Annotated in this window: 20 protein-coding genes; 7 read left to right on the top strand and 13 right to left on the bottom strand. The window is 68.2% G+C overall.

Features of this window, described 5'->3' with window-relative positions; all coding sequences use genetic code 11:
* Positions 1-43: 43 nt before the first annotated feature.
* Positions 44-508 carry a nucleoside deaminase gene (locus AB4Z16_RS08285; RefSeq protein WP_441510862.1) on the top strand — a complete coding sequence of 155 codons (465 nt, stop codon included), beginning with the start codon at positions 44-46 and terminating at the stop codon, positions 506-508.
* A 114-nt stretch (positions 509-622) separates the two neighbouring features.
* Here the strand turns inward: AB4Z16_RS08285 and AB4Z16_RS08290 are convergent, their stop codons facing one another.
* The gene (locus tag AB4Z16_RS08290; protein ID WP_441510863.1) at positions 623-874 is read right to left on the bottom strand and encodes a hypothetical protein; all 252 of its coding nucleotides are present in this window, start codon (positions 872-874) and stop codon (positions 623-625) included.
* Between the two features lie 103 nt (positions 875-977).
* A complete protein-coding gene (locus AB4Z16_RS08295; protein WP_441510864.1) occupies positions 978-1,721 on the bottom strand; it encodes a sulfite exporter TauE/SafE family protein in 744 nt (247 codons plus the stop codon).
* Positions 1,722-1,826: 105 nt separating this feature from the next.
* Here AB4Z16_RS08295 and AB4Z16_RS08300 point away from each other — a divergent pair, with 105 nt between their 5' ends.
* Positions 1,827-2,585: an ArsR/SmtB family transcription factor gene (locus AB4Z16_RS08300; RefSeq protein WP_441510865.1), complete on the top strand. Its 759-nt coding sequence runs from the start codon at positions 1,827-1,829 to the stop codon at positions 2,583-2,585.
* On the opposite strand, the gene AB4Z16_RS08305 is transcribed toward AB4Z16_RS08300, so the two are convergent.
* From AB4Z16_RS08305 to purD, 3 genes are read right to left on the bottom strand one after another with little or no spacing between them, the layout of a single operon-like run.
* The gene (locus AB4Z16_RS08305; protein WP_441510866.1) at positions 2,545-3,420 is read right to left on the bottom strand and encodes a patatin-like phospholipase family protein; all 876 of its coding nucleotides are present in this window, start codon (positions 3,418-3,420) and stop codon (positions 2,545-2,547) included. The genes AB4Z16_RS08300 and AB4Z16_RS08305 overlap by 41 nt on opposite strands.
* Positions 3,421-3,442: 22 nt before the next feature.
* A complete protein-coding gene (locus AB4Z16_RS08310) occupies positions 3,443-4,357 on the bottom strand; it encodes an alpha/beta fold hydrolase (protein WP_441510867.1) in 915 nt (304 codons plus the stop codon).
* A gap of 33 nt (positions 4,358-4,390) precedes the next feature.
* On the bottom strand, positions 4,391-5,668 hold the full coding sequence (gene purD, locus AB4Z16_RS08315; protein WP_441510868.1) for a phosphoribosylamine--glycine ligase: 1,278 nt from the start codon (positions 5,666-5,668) through the stop codon (positions 4,391-4,393).
* Positions 5,669-5,892: 224 nt separating this feature from the next.
* On the opposite strand from purD, the gene xseA reads away from it, so the two are divergent.
* On the top strand, positions 5,893-7,488 hold the full coding sequence (gene xseA / locus AB4Z16_RS08320) for an exodeoxyribonuclease VII large subunit (RefSeq protein WP_441510869.1): 1,596 nt from the start codon (positions 5,893-5,895) through the stop codon (positions 7,486-7,488).
* Between the two features lie 3 nt (positions 7,489-7,491).
* Here xseA and AB4Z16_RS08325 read toward each other — a convergent pair whose 3' ends face one another.
* Positions 7,492-8,304, bottom strand: a complete 813-nt coding sequence (locus tag AB4Z16_RS08325; protein WP_441510870.1) for a dienelactone hydrolase family protein — start codon at positions 8,302-8,304, stop codon at positions 7,492-7,494.
* 110 nt (positions 8,305-8,414) lie between these two features.
* Here AB4Z16_RS08325 and AB4Z16_RS08330 point away from each other — a divergent pair, with 110 nt between their 5' ends.
* Positions 8,415-8,636, top strand: a complete 222-nt coding sequence (locus AB4Z16_RS08330; RefSeq protein ID WP_441510871.1) for a DUF2093 domain-containing protein — start codon at positions 8,415-8,417, stop codon at positions 8,634-8,636.
* Between the two features lie 48 nt (positions 8,637-8,684).
* On the opposite strand, the gene lpxK is transcribed toward AB4Z16_RS08330, so the two are convergent.
* The 5 genes from lpxK to AB4Z16_RS08355 form a co-directional block, all read right to left on the bottom strand.
* Positions 8,685-9,725 carry a tetraacyldisaccharide 4'-kinase gene (gene lpxK, locus AB4Z16_RS08335; protein WP_441510872.1) on the bottom strand — a complete coding sequence of 347 codons (1,041 nt, stop codon included), beginning with the start codon at positions 9,723-9,725 and terminating at the stop codon, positions 8,685-8,687.
* Complete coding sequence (locus AB4Z16_RS08340; RefSeq protein ID WP_441510873.1) at positions 9,725-11,029, bottom strand: 3-deoxy-D-manno-octulosonic acid transferase; 1,305 nt, start codon at positions 11,027-11,029, stop codon at positions 9,725-9,727. The genes lpxK and AB4Z16_RS08340 overlap by 1 nt, the downstream gene beginning before the upstream one ends.
* The gene (locus tag AB4Z16_RS08345) at positions 11,026-11,766 is read right to left on the bottom strand and encodes a lysophospholipid acyltransferase family protein (RefSeq protein WP_441510874.1); all 741 of its coding nucleotides are present in this window, start codon (positions 11,764-11,766) and stop codon (positions 11,026-11,028) included. The genes AB4Z16_RS08340 and AB4Z16_RS08345 overlap by 4 nt, the downstream gene beginning before the upstream one ends.
* Positions 11,767-11,794: 28 nt before the next feature.
* The gene (locus tag AB4Z16_RS08350; protein WP_441510875.1) at positions 11,795-12,037 is read right to left on the bottom strand and encodes a DUF4170 domain-containing protein; all 243 of its coding nucleotides are present in this window, start codon (positions 12,035-12,037) and stop codon (positions 11,795-11,797) included.
* Positions 12,038-12,126: 89 nt separating this feature from the next.
* Positions 12,127-12,954 (bottom strand): 3'(2'),5'-bisphosphate nucleotidase CysQ, encoded by an 828-nt coding sequence (locus AB4Z16_RS08355; RefSeq protein ID WP_441510876.1) that lies wholly within the window; start codon positions 12,952-12,954, stop codon positions 12,127-12,129.
* Positions 12,955-13,203: 249 nt separating this feature from the next.
* On the opposite strand from AB4Z16_RS08355, the gene AB4Z16_RS08360 reads away from it, so the two are divergent.
* Complete coding sequence (locus AB4Z16_RS08360; RefSeq protein WP_441510877.1) at positions 13,204-13,725, top strand: DUF6101 family protein; 522 nt, start codon at positions 13,204-13,206, stop codon at positions 13,723-13,725.
* Here the strand turns inward: AB4Z16_RS08360 and ubiA are convergent.
* Positions 13,722-14,693 carry a 4-hydroxybenzoate octaprenyltransferase gene (ubiA, locus tag AB4Z16_RS08365; RefSeq protein ID WP_441510878.1) on the bottom strand — a complete coding sequence of 324 codons (972 nt, stop codon included), beginning with the start codon at positions 14,691-14,693 and terminating at the stop codon, positions 13,722-13,724. The genes AB4Z16_RS08360 and ubiA overlap by 4 nt on opposite strands.
* A gap of 16 nt (positions 14,694-14,709) precedes the next feature.
* Positions 14,710-15,192 carry a hypothetical protein gene (locus AB4Z16_RS08370; protein ID WP_441510879.1) on the bottom strand — a complete coding sequence of 161 codons (483 nt, stop codon included), beginning with the start codon at positions 15,190-15,192 and terminating at the stop codon, positions 14,710-14,712.
* A 189-nt stretch (positions 15,193-15,381) separates the two neighbouring features.
* On the opposite strand from AB4Z16_RS08370, the gene AB4Z16_RS08375 reads away from it, so the two are divergent.
* Both AB4Z16_RS08375 and AB4Z16_RS08380 read left to right on the top strand, forming a co-directional pair.
* Positions 15,382-16,128 carry a 16S rRNA (uracil(1498)-N(3))-methyltransferase gene (locus tag AB4Z16_RS08375; RefSeq protein WP_441510880.1) on the top strand — a complete coding sequence of 249 codons (747 nt, stop codon included), beginning with the start codon at positions 15,382-15,384 and terminating at the stop codon, positions 16,126-16,128.
* A 203-nt stretch (positions 16,129-16,331) separates the two neighbouring features.
* On the top strand, positions 16,332-17,711 hold the full coding sequence (locus AB4Z16_RS08380; protein ID WP_441510881.1) for a glutamate--cysteine ligase: 1,380 nt from the start codon (positions 16,332-16,334) through the stop codon (positions 17,709-17,711).
* The last annotated feature ends 63 nt before the right edge of the window (positions 17,712-17,774 follow it).

Raw genomic sequence — 17,774 nt, forward strand, 5'->3', positions numbered from 1 at the left:
CAGAGGCTTTCCCTCGCTGCGAGCGCCAAAGCTGGGGTTTATGATGTCGAAACCGCAATCATCCTCCGCGTTCGACGCGATGGCGCTCGCCTTCGACGAGGCGAAGGCGGCCGCGTTGCGCGGAGAGGTGCCGGTCGGCGCGGTGGTGGTGCGCGACGGCGCGGTCCTCGCCAGCGCCGGCAACCGCACGCTGGAGCTGAAGGACCCGAGCGCTCATGCCGAGATGCTGGCGCTCAGGCTCGCCTGCGAAGAGATCGGCAGCGAGCGGCTGATCGGCTGCGATCTATACGTCACGCTCGAACCCTGCCCGATGTGCGCCGCGGCAATCTCCTTCGCGCGGATCAGGCGGCTCTATTTCGGCGCGGGCGACCCGAAGGGCGGCGCGGTCGAGAACGGGGTCAGGCTCTATGAGAGCCCGACCTGCCACCATGTGCCGGAGGTCTATGGCGGTTTGCGCGAGACCGAGGCGGCGACGCTGCTGCGGGAGTTCTTCCGCGAGCGGCGGTAGCGACCAGCGTCAATCTCGGGCGGAGCGAAGCGTAGACCCGAGAATCTCAGGACCAGAAGGCAATGGTTTCCGAGATGCTCGGGTCAAGCCCGCGCATGACGCGGGGATGTCAGCTCAGGTGTCCGACGAGTCGATGCCGAACTTCTGCGCAAGTTGCGCGCGGTCCATGCAGGAGACGTCATAGGTCACCCGCCGGCCCTTGAATTCCGGGCGCTTGCTGAATTCCTTGGTCATCGAGCGCGTGATGTCGTCGATCCGGGCTTCGCAGGCTTGGATGGACGTGAACTCCATCTCGCTGATCCGGCTGGTGGCGCAATGTGCTTCGCCGGTGACGCAGGCCATGACGACCATGGTGAAGGCATCCATGCAGGCGCTCCTGTTGCGGCCGGTCGACGCTGCGCTCCTATGGTTAGCGCTTGGTTAAGACCGGCAATGTGCCCCCGCCGGTCCTTAAGCAAGATACGCGCCGTTATGCAAGGCTGCGCCAACACAAATAGGCACCGAGCGCCAGCAGGCCGGCGAAGAAGCAGATCTTGAACGTGGCGGGCGAGATGCGGCTGCGGATGAACTGGCCGACGCCCATGCCGGCCAGCGCCGGAACAAGCGCGAGCAGAGATTGCCAGGCGACGGTGCCGTTGAGCGCGCCGGCGCCGATCAGGCCGAAGGAGAGGGCGAGCGTCGAGACGATGAAGGAAATGCCGAGCGCCTGCACCAGCTCGTCCTTGTCGAAGCCGAGCGCCTGCAGATAGGGCACGGCCGGCAGCACGAAGACGCCGGTGGCGGCGGTGACGACGCCGGTCGTCAGTCCGATGATGGGGCCGAGCCAGCTTTCCCAGCCCGGCGGCACGCGCAGCTTCGCCGCCTTGAGGCCGACCAGCGCGTAGAGCACGAGCGCAAGGCCGAGCCAGAGTGTCGGCGTGCCGTCCTTTTGCTGCTGCAACAATCCGGCGCCGGCCCAGGTGCCCACGCAGATGGCGGCCAGCATGGGAGCGAGCCGCCTCAGTATCGCGCCGAGCTTCGGGCCAGTCGTGATCTGCCAGCCATTGGTGACGAGATTGGGCACCACCAGAAGCGCCGCCGCCTGTGCCGGTGCCATCACCACGCCGAGGATGCCGACGGCGATGGTCGGCAGCCCCAGCCCGATCACGCCCTTGACGAAGCCGGCGAGCACGAAGGTCGCGGTGACGAAGAGGAGGAGAGTCGTGTTGTCCATGTCCTGCTTGTGGCATTGGCTGTGCCGACTGTCGCTGCCCGATGCTACGGCGGGCGCCGTAGTGTTCCCGCTTGCGGCCCGGCGGCGATGGCGCATCATGCGGCGATGAGCACGCCAAGTCGCTATTCCGGCCCCTATCTCGCGGAGATCGCCCATCTGATGGGCGATCCGGCCCGCGCCAACATGCTGCACGCGCTGATGGATGGCCGTGCGCTGACGGCCAAGGAACTCGCCTGGATCGCCGGCGTCGCGCCGCAGACGGCGAGCGGTCACCTCGCCAAGCTGATGCAGGGCGGGTTGATCGACGTCGCCGTGCAAGGACGCCATCGCTACTACAGGCTGGCCGGGCCGGAAGTCGCGGCGGCGCTGGAAGGCCTGATGGTTCTGGCCAATTTGGACGGGACGAGCCGGCGCCTGCCGTCGCGTGTCGGTGCGGAGTTGAGCGAGGCCCGCACCTGCTACGATCATTTCGCCGGGCGGCTCGGCATCGGTATTCATGACGCGCTGATGGCCGGCGGCCACCTCGCCGTCAGCGAGGGCGGCTATGCGCTGACGCCGTCGGGCAACGCGATTTTTTCCGCTCTCGGCGTCGATCCGGGTGCGAGCAGCCGGAGCCGCCGTGCGGCGCTGCGCCCCTGCCTCGACTGGAGCGAGCGCCGCCCGCATCTCGCCGGCCATCTCGCTGCGGCGCTGGCCTGCCGCTGCTTCGAGATGGACTGGGTCCGTCGCCGCAAGGAGAGCCGCGCCGTCGTCCTGACGGAGGAGGGCAGGGCGGTGCTCGAAAACGCGCTCCCCGGCTTCCGCTGCGATGCGCCGGAGCCGCTCAGCCCGGTGGTTCGAGAGCCCACTCCAGCGCTCGCTTGACCTCGTCCTTGATCGGCTCGGCAGCCGCGAGGATCGCTTTCGCCTTGAAGAAGTCGAGTCCACCGATGCGGTCGGCGCCCGCCCGGATCAGAATATCGGGCGGCTGCTGCTCGATCATGCGCTGGACCAGCGTGCGGGTCAGGATCTGCGAGGCGCCGACGATCGCCTCCATTGCCCCGGGGATGCGCGTGTCGCTCGTCGCCGTCGTCGGTGCGCTGACATCGATCGCAACGACGACGCGGCCCGGCGCCAGAAACTCCCGATAGGGCAGGGGATCGATGGCGCCACCGTCGATCAGCACGCGCCCGCAAAGCGCGACCGGCCGCACCAGCCCGGGAATGGCGAGCGAAGCGGCAACCGCCGGCGTCAGCGGCCCCTCATGCAGCATAACCTCTGCATGGCGGTGGTAATCCGCCGCAACCGCGCTGAACGGGATAGCCAGTTCCTCGAAGCGGTCGGGCACGGCTTCCGGCCAGAACAGGTCGAGCAGGCGCTCGCCATCGATCAGGACGGGGTTGCCGAGCCCGCGCACGAGATCGGTAAGGCGGCCGATGCGGGCCTCCAGCAGCCTTGCGACTGCGCGCGCCCGGTCGCGGAAGGTCGCAAGCACATGCTCGCGCAGATCGCGACCGGAGAGGCCGGCGGCATAGGCAGCGCCGATGATGGCGCCGATCGAGCAGCCGGAGATCCGCGCGGGCTTGAGACCGAGCTCGTCGAAGGCCTCCAGCACTGCGATGTGGCTCAGGCCCCGCGCCCCGCCGGCGCCGAGCACCAGCGCGATCTCGGGCGTGCCGCCGGAGGCTCGCGAGAGGTCGGCGTTGCTGGAACGTGGCATGTCTTCCGTTCCGCGCTTGGCCTCAGGCGACGGCCTGGGCCAGGAAAGGCTTCAGCGCCGCAAGCGTCGCCTGCGGATTCTCTTCCGGCAGGAAGTGTCCGCTGTCGATCGCCTGACCTTCCGCCTGCGGCGCGAAGGTCTTTCGCCAGATTTCGAGCGGGCTCGCGCCCTTGGCCGGGATGCCGGCTTCGCCCCAGAGAACCAGCGTCGGGCAGAGGATGCGCTTGCCCGCGGTGAGATCCGTCTTGTCGTGCTCGACGTCGGTGGTGGCGCCGGCGCGATAATCCTCGCAGGCGGCATGCGTGCGCGACGGGTCGCTGAACGATTCCGCGTAGGATTGCATGGCCAGCGGATCGAACAGGTCGAGGTTCTTCGCCCGGCTCCAGCTCGCGATGGTGCGGTCGAGCCAGCTGACGGGATCGGATTTGAGTAGATTCTCTGGGATCGGTTCCGGCTGTGCCAGGAAGGTCCAGTGATAGACCTGCATGGCCCGGGCCGCGTTCATGCCCTCCCACATCGAGACGGTAGGCAGGATGTCGAGCAGCACCAGCCGCTCGACCCGGCCGGGATGGTCGAGCGCCAGCCGATAGGCGACCCGCGCGCCGCGATCATGGCCGATCACGCCGAAGCGCAGATGGCCGAGCGCCTGCATCACGGCGACGATGTCCTCGCCCATGCCGCGCTTGGTGTAGGTCGCCTTGCCGCCGTCGCCATGCGGCGCGGCCGACCAGCCATAGCCGCGCAGATCGGGGCAGATGACGGTGTGGGTCTTCGCCAGCTCCGGCGCCAGCCGGTGCCACTCGGCATGGGTTTGCGGGAAGCCGTGGATCAGCACCAGCGGCGGTCCTTCGCCGCCGACGCGCGCGAAGATCTTGCCGACCGGCCCGTCGATCCAATGCGCCTTGAAACCCGGGAAGAGACTGTCGATGTTCGCCATGGCCGGGAGCATAGCTCCGGCCGAGGCGTCCTGTCAGCCTTGCTCGCGCTTCACCGCCTGCCAGCCGATGTCGCGGCGGCAGAAGCCTTCCGGCCAGTCGATCCTGTCGACCGCCTCATAGGCGCGCGCCTGCGCTTCACGCACGCTCTTGCCGAGCCCGACGACATTGAGCACGCGCCCGCCATTGGCGACGAGATCGCCATTCGCCAGCTTGGTGCCGGCATGGAAGACGAGCACTTCGTCCAGCGCCTCGGCTTCTTCGACCTTGCGGATGACGCTGCCGGTCTCGGGCTTTGCCGGATAGCCCCTGGCCGCGAGCACGACGGTGAGCGCCACTTCGTCCCGCCAGCGCAGGTCGACATTGTCGAGCACGCCGTCGCAGCAAGCGAGCAGCGCCGGCACGATGTCGCTCTTCAGGCGCGGCATCAGCACCTCGCATTCGGGATCGCCGAAGCGGGTATTGTACTCGATCAGCTTCGGTCCCTGCGCCGTGAGCATCAACCCGGCGTAGAGCACGCCCTGGAAGGGAGTGCCGCGCTTGGCCATGCCGGCGAGCGTCGGCCGGATGATCTCGGCCATGACGCGCTCTTCCAGCGCGGGCGTCATCACGGGCGCGGGCGAATAGGCGCCCATGCCGCCGGTATTGGGGCCGGTGTCGCCATCGCCGACGCGCTTGTGGTCCTGCGCCGAGGCAAGCGCCAGCGCATGGCTGCCGTCGCAGAGCGCGAAGAAGCTCGCTTCCTCGCCGATCATCCATTCCTCGATCACGACCTCGGCCCCGGCGCTCCCGAGCCCGCCTGCGAACATCATGTCGATGGCTTCGTTCGCCTCATCCAGCGTCTCGGCCATGATCACGCCCTTGCCGGCGGCAAGCCCGTCGGCCTTGATCACGATCGGCGCGCCCTTGTCCGCGACATAGGCCTTGGCGGAGGCGGCATCGCTGAAGCGGCCGAAGCCGGCGGTCGGGATGTCGAATTCGGCGCAGAGCTCCTTGGTGAAGCCCTTCGAGCCTTCGAGCTGCGCGGCGGCCTTCGACGGACCGAAGACCTTGATGCCGGCCTGGCGGAGATCGTCGGCGATGCCGGCGACCAGCGGACCTTCCGGGCCGACCACGACGAGGTCGATCCCCTGCAATCGGCAGAAGGCGACGACGGCGGCGTGGTCGGCGACGTCGACCGCGACATTCTCTCCGCATTGCGCCGTGCCGGGGTTGCCCGGCGCGATGAAGAGCGTGTCGCAGAGCGGCGAGGCCGAAATCGCCCAGGCGAGCGCATGCTCGCGTCCGCCCGAACCGATCAGAAGAATCTTCATGGCGCCATCTCCGCTGACCGGGTTTCTATTGCAGGAAGCTCAGCCCTCATCCTGAGGAGCGCTCGGCCGGAGCGCGTCTCGAAGGATGTTCCAGCGCGCGCTGAAGCATTCTTCGAGACGCCGCGTTCCGCGGCTCCTCAGGATGAGGGCTCGGCTGGGCATAGCCGCCCGGCGCCGTGCGGGCAACGCTTCTGCTGTGCGGGCCGGGCCGTTATGGTCCGGTCATGAACACCGAATCGCCCCTGCCGACCGGCAATGCTCCCGAATGGTCTGTCTCGGACCTCTCCGGCGCGCTGAAGCGCACCATCGAGGACGCCTTCGGCTTCGTGCGCGTGCGCGGTGAGATTTCCGGCTATCGCGGCCCCGTCGCCTCCGGCCATGTCTATTTCTCGCTCAAGGACACCAACGCCAAGATCGACGCAGTGATCTGGAAGGGCGTGTTCGGCCGGCTGAAGACGCGGCCGCAGGAAGGCCTTGAAGTCATCGCCACCGGCAAGATCACCACCTTCGCCGGCAAGTCGAGCTATCAGATCGTCATCGATTCGCTGGAGCCGGCCGGCATCGGCGCGCTGATGGCGCTGCTCGATGAGCGTCGCAAGCGGCTTGCGGCGGAGGGGCTCTTCGCCGAGGAGCGCAAGCAGCTCATCCCCTATCTGCCCTCCGTCATCGGCGTCGTGACCTCGCCGACAGGGGCTGTCATCCGCGATATCCTGCACAGGCTGGAGGATCGCTTCCCCCGCCAGGTCCTGGTTTGGCCGGTCAGGGTGCAGGGCGAGACCAGCGCCGCCGAGGTCGCCAACGCCATCGCCGGTTTCAACGCGCTGCCGGAAGGCGGGCGCATCCCGCGGCCGGACATCATCATCGTCGCGCGCGGCGGCGGCTCGCTCGAAGACCTGATGAGCTTCAATGAGGAGATCGTGGTCCGCGCGGCGGCGGCCTCTGAGATCCCGCTCGTCTCGGCGGTCGGCCACGAGACCGACACGACGCTGATCGATTTCGCGGCCGACCTGCGCGCGCCGACGCCCACCGGCGCGGCCGAGAAGGTCGTGCCCGTGCGGGCCGAACTGATGAGCTTCGTCGCCGATCTGTCGCGCCGCCATGCCGGCGCGATGCGCCGCCTGTCGGATCGCCGCCGCAGCGATTTGCGAGCGCTCGCCCGCGCGCTTCCGGGCCCCGAAGCGGTGCTCTCCGGCCCGCGCCAGCGGCTCGATCTCGCCGCGACGCGACTGGCGCCTGCGCTCGCCCGCAACGCCCGGGCTCATGAACAGGTGCTGCAGGCCCTGTCGCGCCGGCTGGAGGCGCGTTCGCCCCGCGTCGCGCTCGCCCGGCTGCGGGCGGAGCTCGCCGGTTTCGGTCGCGTCCTTGCCGCGGCCAGGGGCAATGCCATCGCCGGCGAACGCACACGTATCGCCCATGTCCGCGACCGGCTGGCGACGCTGGAAGCGCGGGCGTGCAATGCCTTCGGCCAGAGCCTGGTCCAGCGCCGAGAACGCGGCATTGTGCTGGCGGAACGGGCCGAGCGCGCCTTCGGCCAGGCGCTGCATCGGCGCGCCGACCGGCTCGCCTCGCTCTGGGCGCTGATCCGCTCGCTCGGCCCGGAGGCTGTGCTGTCGCGTGGCTACGCCCTGATCCGCGACGAGGCGGGCGCACTGGTGCGCAGTGTCGGAGCGGCCCAGCCAGGGCAGGCTCTCTCGGTCCAGCTCGCAGATGGCAGCTTCGGCGTCACAGTCTCCGGGACCGAGCCCGGCGGCGCGAAGCCCTCAGCCTCGCGTCCCGTGCGTAAGGGACCAGCCACCGGCACTCAGGGCGATCTGTTCTGACGATCAGGGCATATTGAGGAAGGTGCTGACGCGCTTCAGCGCATCTTCCCGCGCGGCCATGTTGGTGCCGACGGTGACCTTGCCGGTGCCGCTCGCGGAATAGGCGATGTTCTCGCGCTCCCTGACCTCGAGACGCGGATGATCAAAATCATGCAGCACGCCGGGATAGAGCACGATGCCGACGTGCTCGCCGCGCGCCTGCGCAGCTTTGGCGAGGTAGCCGCAGGGCGCAGCCGGGGTCCAGTCGTCGGCATCCCCCATCAGGATCAGCAGGGGGAGACGGGCGGAGAAGGACGGGGATTCCGATTGCAGCCGGCAGGCCGGGTAGAAGGCGACGGCGCGCTTGAAATCGGGCTTGCCGTCAGCGGGGGCACGTTCCATGCGGATCGCAGCCAGCACGGTCGAGCCACCGCCCGACCAGCCGAGGAGCGAGATCATGCCCGGCTTGATGTCGCTGCGCTGCTGCAGCCAGGCCCGCGTCGCGGTGGCATCGGCCACGCGCTCGCGCCCGGCCCGCACCGTCAGATCCTTGACGCCGCATTGCGAACCGAGCCCGCGTGAGCCGTAGCTGTCAGGCATGAGCACCGCAAAGCCGGCGGCGGAGAGCCTCTCGCCCCAATCCGTATGGCGAACCGACAATCTGCCTTGCTCGCGCCACAGGCCGCCGCAACCATGCAGGGCGACGACGGCCGGGAACGGGCCAGGGCCTGCCGGGCGATAGAAAACGCCGTCGAGATGGCCTCCGTCCATCGGAATCGACACGCGCTCGTAGCCTGCGGCCATGGCGGCCGGGGCTGCAAGGAGTGCAAGGCTCATCAGACACGCCGCGAGGCGCTGCAGACTGGACATCGTCGACCAGAGGGTTATCACAAGCGGCGGAGTATCCCGGCTTTCCGTTTCCCGATCAATGATTTGATGCGAATTTGATGAACATCAGCGAGCGTCTCCCTCCGAGCGGCCCCGAGGCGGTCATCGATTACGGCCCCGGCGAGTTCCGCGTCGTGAAGCCCGGCGCCTTCGTGCGCTGCGCAGTGACCTCGGCGCCGATCCGGCTGGAGGATCTGCGCTATTGGTCGATCGAGTGGCAGGAGGCCTATGCTTCACCGGAAGCCGTGATGCTCAGGCTGCGCCGGGCCGGGCGCGCCTAGATCGCCGCGCGTCCTGTCGGGCGCGGTGAATGTTGATCTATGCATTTGTTATCGCATCGGATTCCGAGTGGTTTCCACTTTTCGGTCCGCCGCTGTTGACGCGTCTGCGAGCAGGTTTTCGATCGCCGCTTGTTCGGCGAAGACCAGCCTGACGGGCAGCACGACGAGCCGATCGGCCTCTGCATTGGGCCAGAGGGCGGCAAGCTTGGTCCAGTCCTTCTCGGTCGTGGCGATCAGCGCGCCGCGCGTCTTGGCTTCAGAGATGGCTTCGGCAACATCGCCATCCGTATAGGGGTGGTGATCGCCGAAGGCGCGCTCGGCCACGATCGTGGCACCCGCCTCGCGCAACGTCGCTGCGAATTTCTCGGGCCTGCCGATCCCCGAAAGCGCCAGGACCTGCCGCTCGCTTAGCTGCTGCGCCGCGCTGGCAAGCGGCTCCAGTCGCGCGCTGATGACAGGGTGCCCCTGTGCACGCACGGCAGCCGCCACGCGCTGGCCTGCTTCGCCTTCACCGATGACGATTGCGGCGTCGATCTCGCCGATCTGGTCGACCAGCGGCGCCCGCAACGGGCCGGCAGGCAGGCAGAGCGCATTGCCCACGCCGCTTGCTCCGTCGACCACGGCCAGCCTCAACCGCTTCGCGAGGGCGGGATTCTGTAGCCCGTCATCCATGACGATGACGCTGGCGCCGAGCCCGTGGGCCAGCCGCGCGCCCGCGAGCCGGTCGCGGGCGATGACGGTGCGGACATGGCGCGCCATCAGCATCGGCTCGTCGCCGACATCAGCTGCGGCATGCCCGGTGGGATCCACCTCGACGGGGCCGGCGAGCCGGCCGCCATAGCCACGCATCAGGACGAAGGGCGTCTCGCCGCGCCGCGCCAGCATGTCCGCGACGGCGATCGCGGTCGGCGTTTTGCCGGCACCGCCAGCGACGAAGTTCCCGATGCAGATGACGGGGACGGGCAATTCGGCGCCGGGTTGGCGCATGCGCCGCAGCGTGATCCAGCCGTAGAGCCAGCCGAGCGGCCGCAGCAGTGTGGCCGCAAGCGTCGGGCGCGTCTGCCACCAGAAGCGCGGCGCGCTCGGCATCAGGCCGTGGGCTCACGCTGTTCGAGCGCGGCGCGCATCAGCAGGGGCTCGATGGCATGGAGCGTGCGGTTGAGGGCGCCGCCGAGCTGGCTCGCGGTCTGCGCCGCGGCCCGGGCTGCCTGGCGGGCGCTTGCCGGGTCGCTCAGCCAGCGATGCACTGCGCCGGCCAGCGTCTGCGCGTCGGGGACGGAGCGCGAGCCGCCATCCGCGTCGAAGGCCGCAAAGATCTCGGCATTGTTGTGGACATAGGGGCCGTGCAGCAGCGCGCAGCCGAGCTTGGCGGGTTCGATCGGGTTGTGCCCGCCAATGCCTTCGACGAGCGAGCCACCAAGGAAGGCCACTTGCGAGAGCCGGTAGAACAGCCCGAGCTCGTTGACCGTGTCGGCGACATAGAGATCGATGTCGCGCTCCGGATTCTCGCCGGCGGCCCGGCGCGACACGGCGACGTCATTGGCCTGTGCCAGCGCCTCGATGTCAGGGCCGCGCTGGGGATGGCGCGGCGCGATGATGGTGAGGAGCTTCGGCAAATAGGGCTTGATCGCGAGATGGGCGGCGAGCACCAGCTCGTCCTCGCCCGGATGCGTGCTTGCGGCGATCCAGACCGGCCGGCCGGTTGTCATGCCGTCGAGGATGGCCAGCATGTTGGGTTCGGCGGGCGGGGCCGGTACGTCGAATTTGAGATTGCCGGCGACGCTGACGCGCGGCGCTCCGAGCTGTGCGAGCCGCTCCGCATCGGCTTGCGACTGGGCAAGGCAGGCCTCGAAGCACGAGAGCAGGAAGCGCGAGGTCCTCGGCATCTTGTACCAGCGCGCGAAGGAGCGCTCGGACATCCGCCCGTTGACCATGACCACCGGGATCGAGCGGCGATGCGCCTCGATCAACAGGTTCGGCCAGATTTCGGACTCGCAGATCAGGCAGAGCTCGGGCCGCCAATGCTCCATGAAGCGGCGCATGTAGCGGGGGACGTCGAGCGGCAGGTATTGATGGATGACGCCGGCCGGCAGCCGCGCCGCCAGAAGCTTGGCGGAGGTCACCGTGCCGGAGGTGACGAGCACGGCGAGGCCGCGCTTCTGCAGCTTTGCGATCAGCGGCAGCAGCGTCACCGTCTCGCCGACGCTGGCGCCATGCAGCCAGACCAGCGGCTTGTTCGGCCGCTTCACGCCGGGATAGCCGCGCCGCTCCGAAATCCGCTCCGGGTCTTCCTTGCCGCGGCGCTTGCGCATCAGCAGCAGCCCCGCTGCAGCCGGCTCGAGCAGCGCGGTCGCGTAGCGATAGGCCCTGAAGATCGCGCCCTTGCGGCTCATGCCGGCGCTCCGGCGGTTTGCTGTTGCTCGCGCAGGCCGGCGCCGGGGTCGCGGCTGCCGACGAGCGCGTAGCCACGGGCGTGGACGTCGTCGAGGCTCGCCTGCAACGCGAGGCGCGCTTCTTCCAGCGCGGCCTCGTCGGCGTCGCGCGCGACCAGGATCGGCTCGCCGACGACGATGGCGCAGCGCCCGAAGGGCAGGCCGAGCGACGCACGGTCCCAGCTGTTGAAGTCGATCCGGCGGCTGGTGACGACGGCGACCGCGCGGATCGGCCGGCCGGAGGCGCGTGCCAGGGTAATGATGCCCGGGCCGACGACGCGGGCGCGCTTGGGTATGTCGGCGGTCAGCACCATCGTCTCTCCGGCGGCGAGCCGGCGCAGCATGGCGAGGAAGGCCGGGGCCCCGCCCTTCTCGCGGACCTTGTGCCCCGGCCGTGCGCCGGAGCCCCGGATTGCGCCGATTCCGAGCTCGCGCAGCGCCACCGCGTTGAAGCCGCCATCACCATGGCGAGAGACCAGCGAGCAGGCCGGCATCCACTCCGGCCGCGCGAAGGGGATCATGATGTGCTGGCCATGCCACATCGCGAAGATGAGCGGCAGCTCCGGCCGAACGTGATCGTATGCGTCCGCAGGTTCGAAGACGATCTTGTTGGTACGTTGCACGAGGCGCAGATAGCCGGCCAGCAATCGGCCGAGCGTTTCCTGCGCCATTCGCGTCTTGAGGATGGAAAAACCCATCTGCCTGATGCCGAAATTCTGCGCTGGCTCAGCCCCTGGCCGCTTCCGGGTCGAGAAGTCGGTGGAGGTGGACGATGAAGTAGCGCGTCTGCGCCTGATCGACCGTCTGCTGGGCCTTGGCCTTCCAGGCCATATGCGCGCTGGCGTAGTTCGGGAAGATCCCGACGATGTCGAGCTTCGCCAGATCCTTGAAGGTGATCCCGTCGAGCGAGTCCAGTTCGCCTCCGAAGACGAGATGGAGAAGCTGCTTCTGATCCGGTTCCACGCTCATCGATATCTCCTGCGGGGGCTTGCGCCGCCCCAATAAGCCATCCCGGCCGCGCATGCGAGCCGGCCGTGCGCCAAGCTTCCAAAAAAACGTCAGACGGGCTGCGGCCGTCCGTCGCGCAACCGCTCGACAGCATGCCGCAACGGATTTGCGAGCGCATTGTTGCTGGCGATCAGCATCCCGTGAACGGGGTTGGGTCGGTTATAGGCGACGGATTGCCCCGCCGCATCGCTCAACAGTCCGCCGGCTTCGCTCAGGACCAGATCCGCGGCCGCCAGATCCCAGTCGCGCGCATCCGGCGAGATCAGCCCGGCATCGATCGTGCCGTCCGCGATCCGCGTCAGCCGCAGCGCAAGCGAGGGAATTTTGCCGGCAGGCTCGAAATCCTCGGATTGAGCCAGCGCGTCGAGCATGGGCTTGGGCCCGGCTATCTTCGAACCGGCGAGACGGGTTGCCGGCGAGGTGCGGATGGCTTCGCCACTGCGCCGGGAGCCGGCCCCGCGCACGGCGGTGTAGGTCGCATCGCAGGCGGGGGCGTGAACGATGCCGAGCACCGGCGTGCCCGCATCGAGCAGCGCGACGCAGACCGCCCAGTCCGGTGAGCCGCTCATATAGGCGCGGGTGCCGTCGATCGGATCGACGACCCAGACGAAGCGGTGTGTCAGGCGCTGAGCGTCGTCGACGGTCTCCTCGGAAAGCCAGGCGGCTTCCGGCAGCAGCGTAGAGAGACGGATGCGCAGGAAGGTGTCGACGCCGATATCGGCCTCGGTCACCGGTGAGCCGCCGCTCTTGGCCCAGGTACGTGCCGCCGTCTGTGCGCCGGGCCGGAAGAGATCGAGTGCGAGGGTGCCGGCTTCCAGGCAGCTTTCGCAGGCCGCCTTCATCAGCTCGGCCGCGATCGGTAGCGTCATTGCACTCATGCCCCTCCGTATCGGCCGCAAAAGTCGCTGTTTCAAGCCGAAAATGCGGTCACGCTGCGAAAGATTCCGTCAAGCATCCGACGGGAAACCGGCCCGTCAGGGCGCCGAAGCGGCGAAAACACCATCCTTTAACCCAACCCCTTAAGCGCTCGGACACGGCTGCCGCCCAATCTCGCATGGCAAGCACGAGAGCCCCGGCATCGACAGAGGGCTCCGCTGCAGCAGGGATTGAGAGAGGCGTTATAACCGATGGCCAGCGTCACGCCGGCCGCCGGGGAGGGTGGCTTTGCGCCGCGTCTTCCCGGCGGATCGACAACCACAGCGATCGTTTCGCACAACCCGATGCCGGCTCGCCCGGTGGCGCCGGCGATCGAACGCCTGGGCTCCGTGCGTATTCTGCGCGGCTCGGGCAATTGGCGCGGGGTTGCCTTGCGTCTGGCAAACCCGGCGGGAGACGACGAGCTCTTCGAGCTGGCTCTGACGGCTGGCGATGGCCGCTCCATTGTGGTGGCCTGCGCCGATGAGACCGATGCCGTCGCGCTCTGGCGCGATTTCGGCCGGGCGAGCGGCCTGCCGCTGCTGCTCGAGACCGCCGATGGTGCGGTGAGCGAGCCGTTCCCGCAGATCGGCCGTGTTGCGCTTGGACCCGTGCGGATCCGGCGTCGTCACGGCCTGCTCAACGGACGCCGTCCCCGTTTCCTGACGCGCCGCAAGACCGGCCGATTGACGGAGCTTCCGAACATCGTTTCAGGCGACAGGCTGACCGACTAGCCGGCCAGTGCCGCGCTGCCGATCGTGTCGAGCGCCAGTCCGGCGGCCAGCAGCAGCCCGGCATCGCGGTTCGAGCGGAACAGCATGAGGGCTTCCGGCGCGCTCGCGCCGGCGATGCGCGCGACCTGGCGGCCGAGATGGCCGGCGAAGGCGGCAAGTCCCAGCCAGGCGAAGAGGCCGCCTCCGACGAGCCAGATCGCGACGCCCGTCAGGGACACCGCCAGGCCGAAGCAGAGCGCCACGGCTTCGCGCGTGTGGTCGCCGAAATAGCGTGCGCTCGACTTGATGCCGGCGATGACATCGTCCTCGATGTCCTGCATCGCGTAGATCGTGTCGTAGCCGACGGTCCAGGCGATGGCTGCCGCATAGATCAGGTAGGCGGGCGGATCGAGCCGCCCGAACACAGCGCTCCAACCCATGAGGCCGCCCCAGGAAAAGGCGAGCCCGAGCACGAACTGGGGCATGTTCGTGATCCGCTTCATGAAGGGATAGATCGCCACGATCGCGAGCGAGGCGATGCCGAGCAGGATCGTGAAGTGGTTGAACTGCAAGAGCACCGCGAAGCCGCCGAGCGACTGCACGACCATGAACGCCGCCGCCGCCTTGGCCGTCACCTGGCCGGAAGGCAGCGGCCGGCCGCGCGTGCGCGCCACTTCCGCATCGAGCTTCCGGTCGACGATGTCGTTGAAGGTGCAGCCGGCGCCGCGCATCAGGATCGCGCCGATCAGGAAGAGCAGGCAATGCCAGGGGTCGGGATAGGGCCGGCCGGCGGCGATCGCGGCGAGCCCGGCCGCCCACCAGCAGGGCAGGAGCAGGAGCCACCAGCCGATCGGCCGCTCCATGCGGGCGAGCTTCAGGTATGGGCGGGTCGCGCGCGGCGCACGTGTGTCGACCCAATGTCCCTTGAGCGCATCGGGAAGGGCGGTGTCAGCCCCGGCGCCGGCATGGAGTGGTGTCGGCTCCGGCATGGCCGGCCCTCGCCTGTCAGAGCGCGCCTTGCGGGACGCGCATGCCGCCGCCGGCGCCGCCGGTGATCGAATCGGCGCCGCCGAAGGGATTGGCGCCCTGCGCCTGCTGCTGAGCCTTGCGCTGCATCGCGGCCTGCTGCTTCACTGCGTTGCAGGCTTGCGTGCGGAACGTCACGACCTTCTCGTTGTCGGTCTTCATGCCGTCGATGAAGGTAGGCGGGATCTGGCACCAGTCCTGGTTGGCGGTCGCGAACTTGATCGCGGCCTCGCCATTGTTGACCAGACGGCCGAAGGTGCTGCAGGCATCCTGCGGCGTCATCTTCTTCTTGGCCTTCTGTGTGGCCTGAAGCCTGGCGACGATCGACTGACGCTCGGCGAGCAGCTTCTGGATCTGTTCACAGCCGGAGATCTGGGCTTTGGCCGGTGCGGCAGACATGACAGAAGCTACGGCAAGGCCGATCGTCGCGACCACGCCACATGCCAATCCGCGCCGCATCATATCCCTCTCCAGCTTGCCGGCCGATCCGGCCGGTTCTTAAATATGTCCTTAACAGCTCGCGCTGTTAACGCGACGACCCTTGCGAGTCTACTCTTCCTGTGTCGGGAGCTGCTCGCTGCTAGTTCAGGATTGTGGCGTTTTTCATGCCACTTTCCACAGACAAGATCAGTCGCGGAGGCGCCTGCCCACATGTCCGTTCCCGATTTCGCCCGCCATCGGCTGTTCATCGACCGCTCCTTCGCGTCGGGGACGGCGCTTCCGCTGGAGCGGGAACAGGCGAATTACCTGCTCAACGTCCTGCGCTTCAAAGCCGACGACACCGTCCTCATTTTCAATGGGCGCGACGGCGAATGGCTGGCGCGCCTGGTGCCCGAAGGGCGCAAGCAGGCGACGCTCGCCCTCGTCCGGCAGGTCAAACCGCAGCCGCCGGAGAGCGATCTCCATTATCTCTTCGCACCGCTGAAGCACGCCCGCCTCGACTACATGGCGCAGAAGGCCGTCGAGATGGGTGTCGGGTTCCTCCAGCCCGTCATCACACGGCGCACGCAGGTGTCGCGGCTCAATCTCGACCGCATGCGCGCCAACGTCGTCGAGGCTGCGGAGCAATGCGGCATCCTGAGCCTGCCTGCGGTCGCGGCGGAAAAGTCCCTCGAAGCGGCTCTGGCGGGTCTTGCGCCGGAGCGGCTCCTGATCTTTTGCGACGAGGGAGCGCAGGAGGCGAGCCCGATCGCGGCGCTGGCGGCGCTGCAGCCGTCGCCGCTCGCCGTGCTGATCGGGCCGGAAGGCGGCTTCGACGAGTCCGAACGGCGGCTGATCCGGGCGCGCGCCAATACCTTGCCGATCTCGCTCGGTCCCCGGGTCCTGCGCGCCGACACCGCGGCGGTTGCGGCACTCGCCCTGGTCCAGGCCACGCTCGGGGATTGGCCACGGCGCTGAGCGAAGCCCCGCCTCGGCCGGCTGAAAGCCGGCTCAACGCCCAGCGAGATCTGCTGCAGGCGCCGGGCGGCCTTTCGCGAATGCAAGAGCCGGGTCGTTGTCGAGCGTGCGGCGCTCGCCTATGTCTGTCGTCCCGAACCTGCGGCTTGCCGGCTTTCGCCGGGGACCAGCAGGTTGCCAATGCCTGTTATGCCGGAGCGCCCATGGCTCGCGACGTGTCCGATTCGACCCCGATCGGTTCGAAGGATGAACTGATCTCCTGGATCGCCGCCGGCGAAAAACCGGAATCGGCTTTCCGGATCGGCACCGAACACGAGAAATTCCCGTTCTACCGCAGCGACCTCGCGCCGGTTCCCTATGAGGGCCGCGCCGGTGCGGGCGGCATCCGCGCCTTGCTCGAAGGAATGCAGCAGCGTCTCGGCTGGGAGCCGATCGTCGATGCCGGCAACATCATTGGCCTCGCCGGCCCCGAGGGTGGCGGCGCGATCTCCCTGGAGCCGGGTGGCCAGTTCGAATTGTCCGGCGCGCCGCTGGAGGACATCCATCAGACGCAGGCCGAGCTCGCCGCCCATCTCGCCGATGTAAAGACGGTCGCCGAGCCGCACGGCATCGGCTTCGTCGCACTCGGCGCCTCGCCGCTCTGGACCCGTGCCGAGACGCCGGCGATGCCCAAGGGCCGCTACAAGATCATGGCGAACTACATGCCGAAGGTCGGCACGATGGGCCTCGACATGATGTTCCGGACCTGCACGGTGCAGGTCAATCTCGACTTCTCCACCGAGGCTGACATGGTGCGCAAGCTCCGGGTCTCGCTCGCCCTGCAGCCGCTGGCGACGGCGCTCTTTGCCTCCTCGCCCTTCCTGGAGCACAAGCTCAACGGCTTCCAATCCATGCGCTCCGAGATCTGGCGCGACACCGACAATGCCCGCTCCGGCATGCTCGCCTTCGCTTTCGACGAGGGCATGTCCTATGAGGGCTATGTCGACTGGGCGCTCGACGTACCCATGTATTTCGTCAAGCGTGACGACATCTATCACGACGTCGCTGGTGCTTCCTTCCGCGATCTGCTTGCCGGCCGGCTGCCGCAGCTGCCGGGCGAACGCGCCACAATGTCGGATTGGGCGAACCATCTCTCGACGCTGTTCCCGGAAGTCCGGCTGAAGCGCTTCCTCGAGATGCGCGGCGCCGATGCCGGCCCGCCCGAAATGCTGGCGGCCCTGCCGGCCTTCTGGGTCGGTTTGCTCTATGATCAATCGGCTCTCGATGCCGCCTGGGACCTCGTCAAGGGCTGGAGCGCGCAGGAACGCCAGGCCCTGCGCGACGCTGTTCCGAAGCAGGGGCTTGCAGCGACGGTTGCCGGGCGCAAGTTGAACGACATCGCCGCCGAGGTTCTGGAACTCTCACGCGCGGGTCTTGCACGACGGGCAAGGCAGAACGCATCGGGCCAGGACGAGAGCGTTTTCCTCGCGCCTCTCCAAGAGATCGTGGCGCATCGCCGGAGTTTTGCCCAGCTCCTGGAAGAGCGCTTCCGCTCGGCCTGGAACGGCAGGGTCGAGCCCGTCATGACGGAGCTGGCGGTGTAGCCTCTCGCCGGACTGACGCCGGAAATCGCAATTTCCGGCGCATTTTGTTGTCGAAATTAACCA

Origin of the sequence: Allobosea sp. TAF32 (assembly GCF_052113585.1) — a bacterium.
In the GTDB taxonomy this organism is placed as follows: Bacteria; Pseudomonadota; Alphaproteobacteria; order Rhizobiales; family Beijerinckiaceae; genus Allobosea.

Excerpts from the sequence above, each read along its gene's own strand:
- AB4Z16_RS08350 (WP_441510875.1), bottom strand. The coding sequence starts at position 12,037 with ATGAGCGTGGAACCGGATCAGAAGCAGCTTCTCCATCTCGTCTTCGGA.
- AB4Z16_RS08355 (WP_441510876.1), bottom strand. The coding sequence starts at position 12,954 with ATGAGTGCAATGACGCTACCGATCGCGGCCGAGCTGATGAAGGCGGCC.
- AB4Z16_RS08285 (WP_441510862.1), top strand. The coding sequence starts at position 44 with ATGTCGAAACCGCAATCATCCTCCGCGTTCGACGCGATGGCGCTCGCC.
- AB4Z16_RS08295 (WP_441510864.1), bottom strand. The coding sequence starts at position 1,721 with ATGGACAACACGACTCTCCTCCTCTTCGTCACCGCGACCTTCGTGCTC.
- AB4Z16_RS08370 (WP_441510879.1), bottom strand. The coding sequence starts at position 15,192 with ATGATGCGGCGCGGATTGGCATGTGGCGTGGTCGCGACGATCGGCCTT.
- ubiA (WP_441510878.1), bottom strand. The coding sequence starts at position 14,693 with ATGCCGGAGCCGACACCACTCCATGCCGGCGCCGGGGCTGACACCGCC.
- AB4Z16_RS08345 (WP_441510874.1), bottom strand. The coding sequence starts at position 11,766 with ATGGGTTTTTCCATCCTCAAGACGCGAATGGCGCAGGAAACGCTCGGC.
- AB4Z16_RS08375 (WP_441510880.1), top strand. The coding sequence starts at position 15,382 with ATGTCCGTTCCCGATTTCGCCCGCCATCGGCTGTTCATCGACCGCTCC.
- AB4Z16_RS08360 (WP_441510877.1), top strand. The coding sequence starts at position 13,204 with ATGGCCAGCGTCACGCCGGCCGCCGGGGAGGGTGGCTTTGCGCCGCGT.
- lpxK (WP_441510872.1), bottom strand. The coding sequence starts at position 9,725 with ATGCCGAGCGCGCCGCGCTTCTGGTGGCAGACGCGCCCGACGCTTGCG.
- xseA (WP_441510869.1), top strand. The coding sequence starts at position 5,893 with ATGAACACCGAATCGCCCCTGCCGACCGGCAATGCTCCCGAATGGTCT.
- purD (WP_441510868.1), bottom strand. The coding sequence starts at position 5,668 with ATGAAGATTCTTCTGATCGGTTCGGGCGGACGCGAGCATGCGCTCGCC.
- AB4Z16_RS08330 (WP_441510871.1), top strand. The coding sequence starts at position 8,415 with ATGAACATCAGCGAGCGTCTCCCTCCGAGCGGCCCCGAGGCGGTCATC.
- AB4Z16_RS08380 (WP_441510881.1), top strand. The coding sequence starts at position 16,332 with ATGGCTCGCGACGTGTCCGATTCGACCCCGATCGGTTCGAAGGATGAA.
- AB4Z16_RS08325 (WP_441510870.1), bottom strand. The coding sequence starts at position 8,304 with ATGAGCCTTGCACTCCTTGCAGCCCCGGCCGCCATGGCCGCAGGCTAC.
- AB4Z16_RS08340 (WP_441510873.1), bottom strand. The coding sequence starts at position 11,029 with ATGAGCCGCAAGGGCGCGATCTTCAGGGCCTATCGCTACGCGACCGCG.
- AB4Z16_RS08290 (WP_441510863.1), bottom strand. The coding sequence starts at position 874 with ATGGATGCCTTCACCATGGTCGTCATGGCCTGCGTCACCGGCGAAGCA.
- AB4Z16_RS08305 (WP_441510866.1), bottom strand. The coding sequence starts at position 3,420 with ATGCCACGTTCCAGCAACGCCGACCTCTCGCGAGCCTCCGGCGGCACG.
- AB4Z16_RS08300 (WP_441510865.1), top strand. The coding sequence starts at position 1,827 with ATGAGCACGCCAAGTCGCTATTCCGGCCCCTATCTCGCGGAGATCGCC.
- AB4Z16_RS08310 (WP_441510867.1), bottom strand. The coding sequence starts at position 4,357 with ATGGCGAACATCGACAGTCTCTTCCCGGGTTTCAAGGCGCATTGGATC.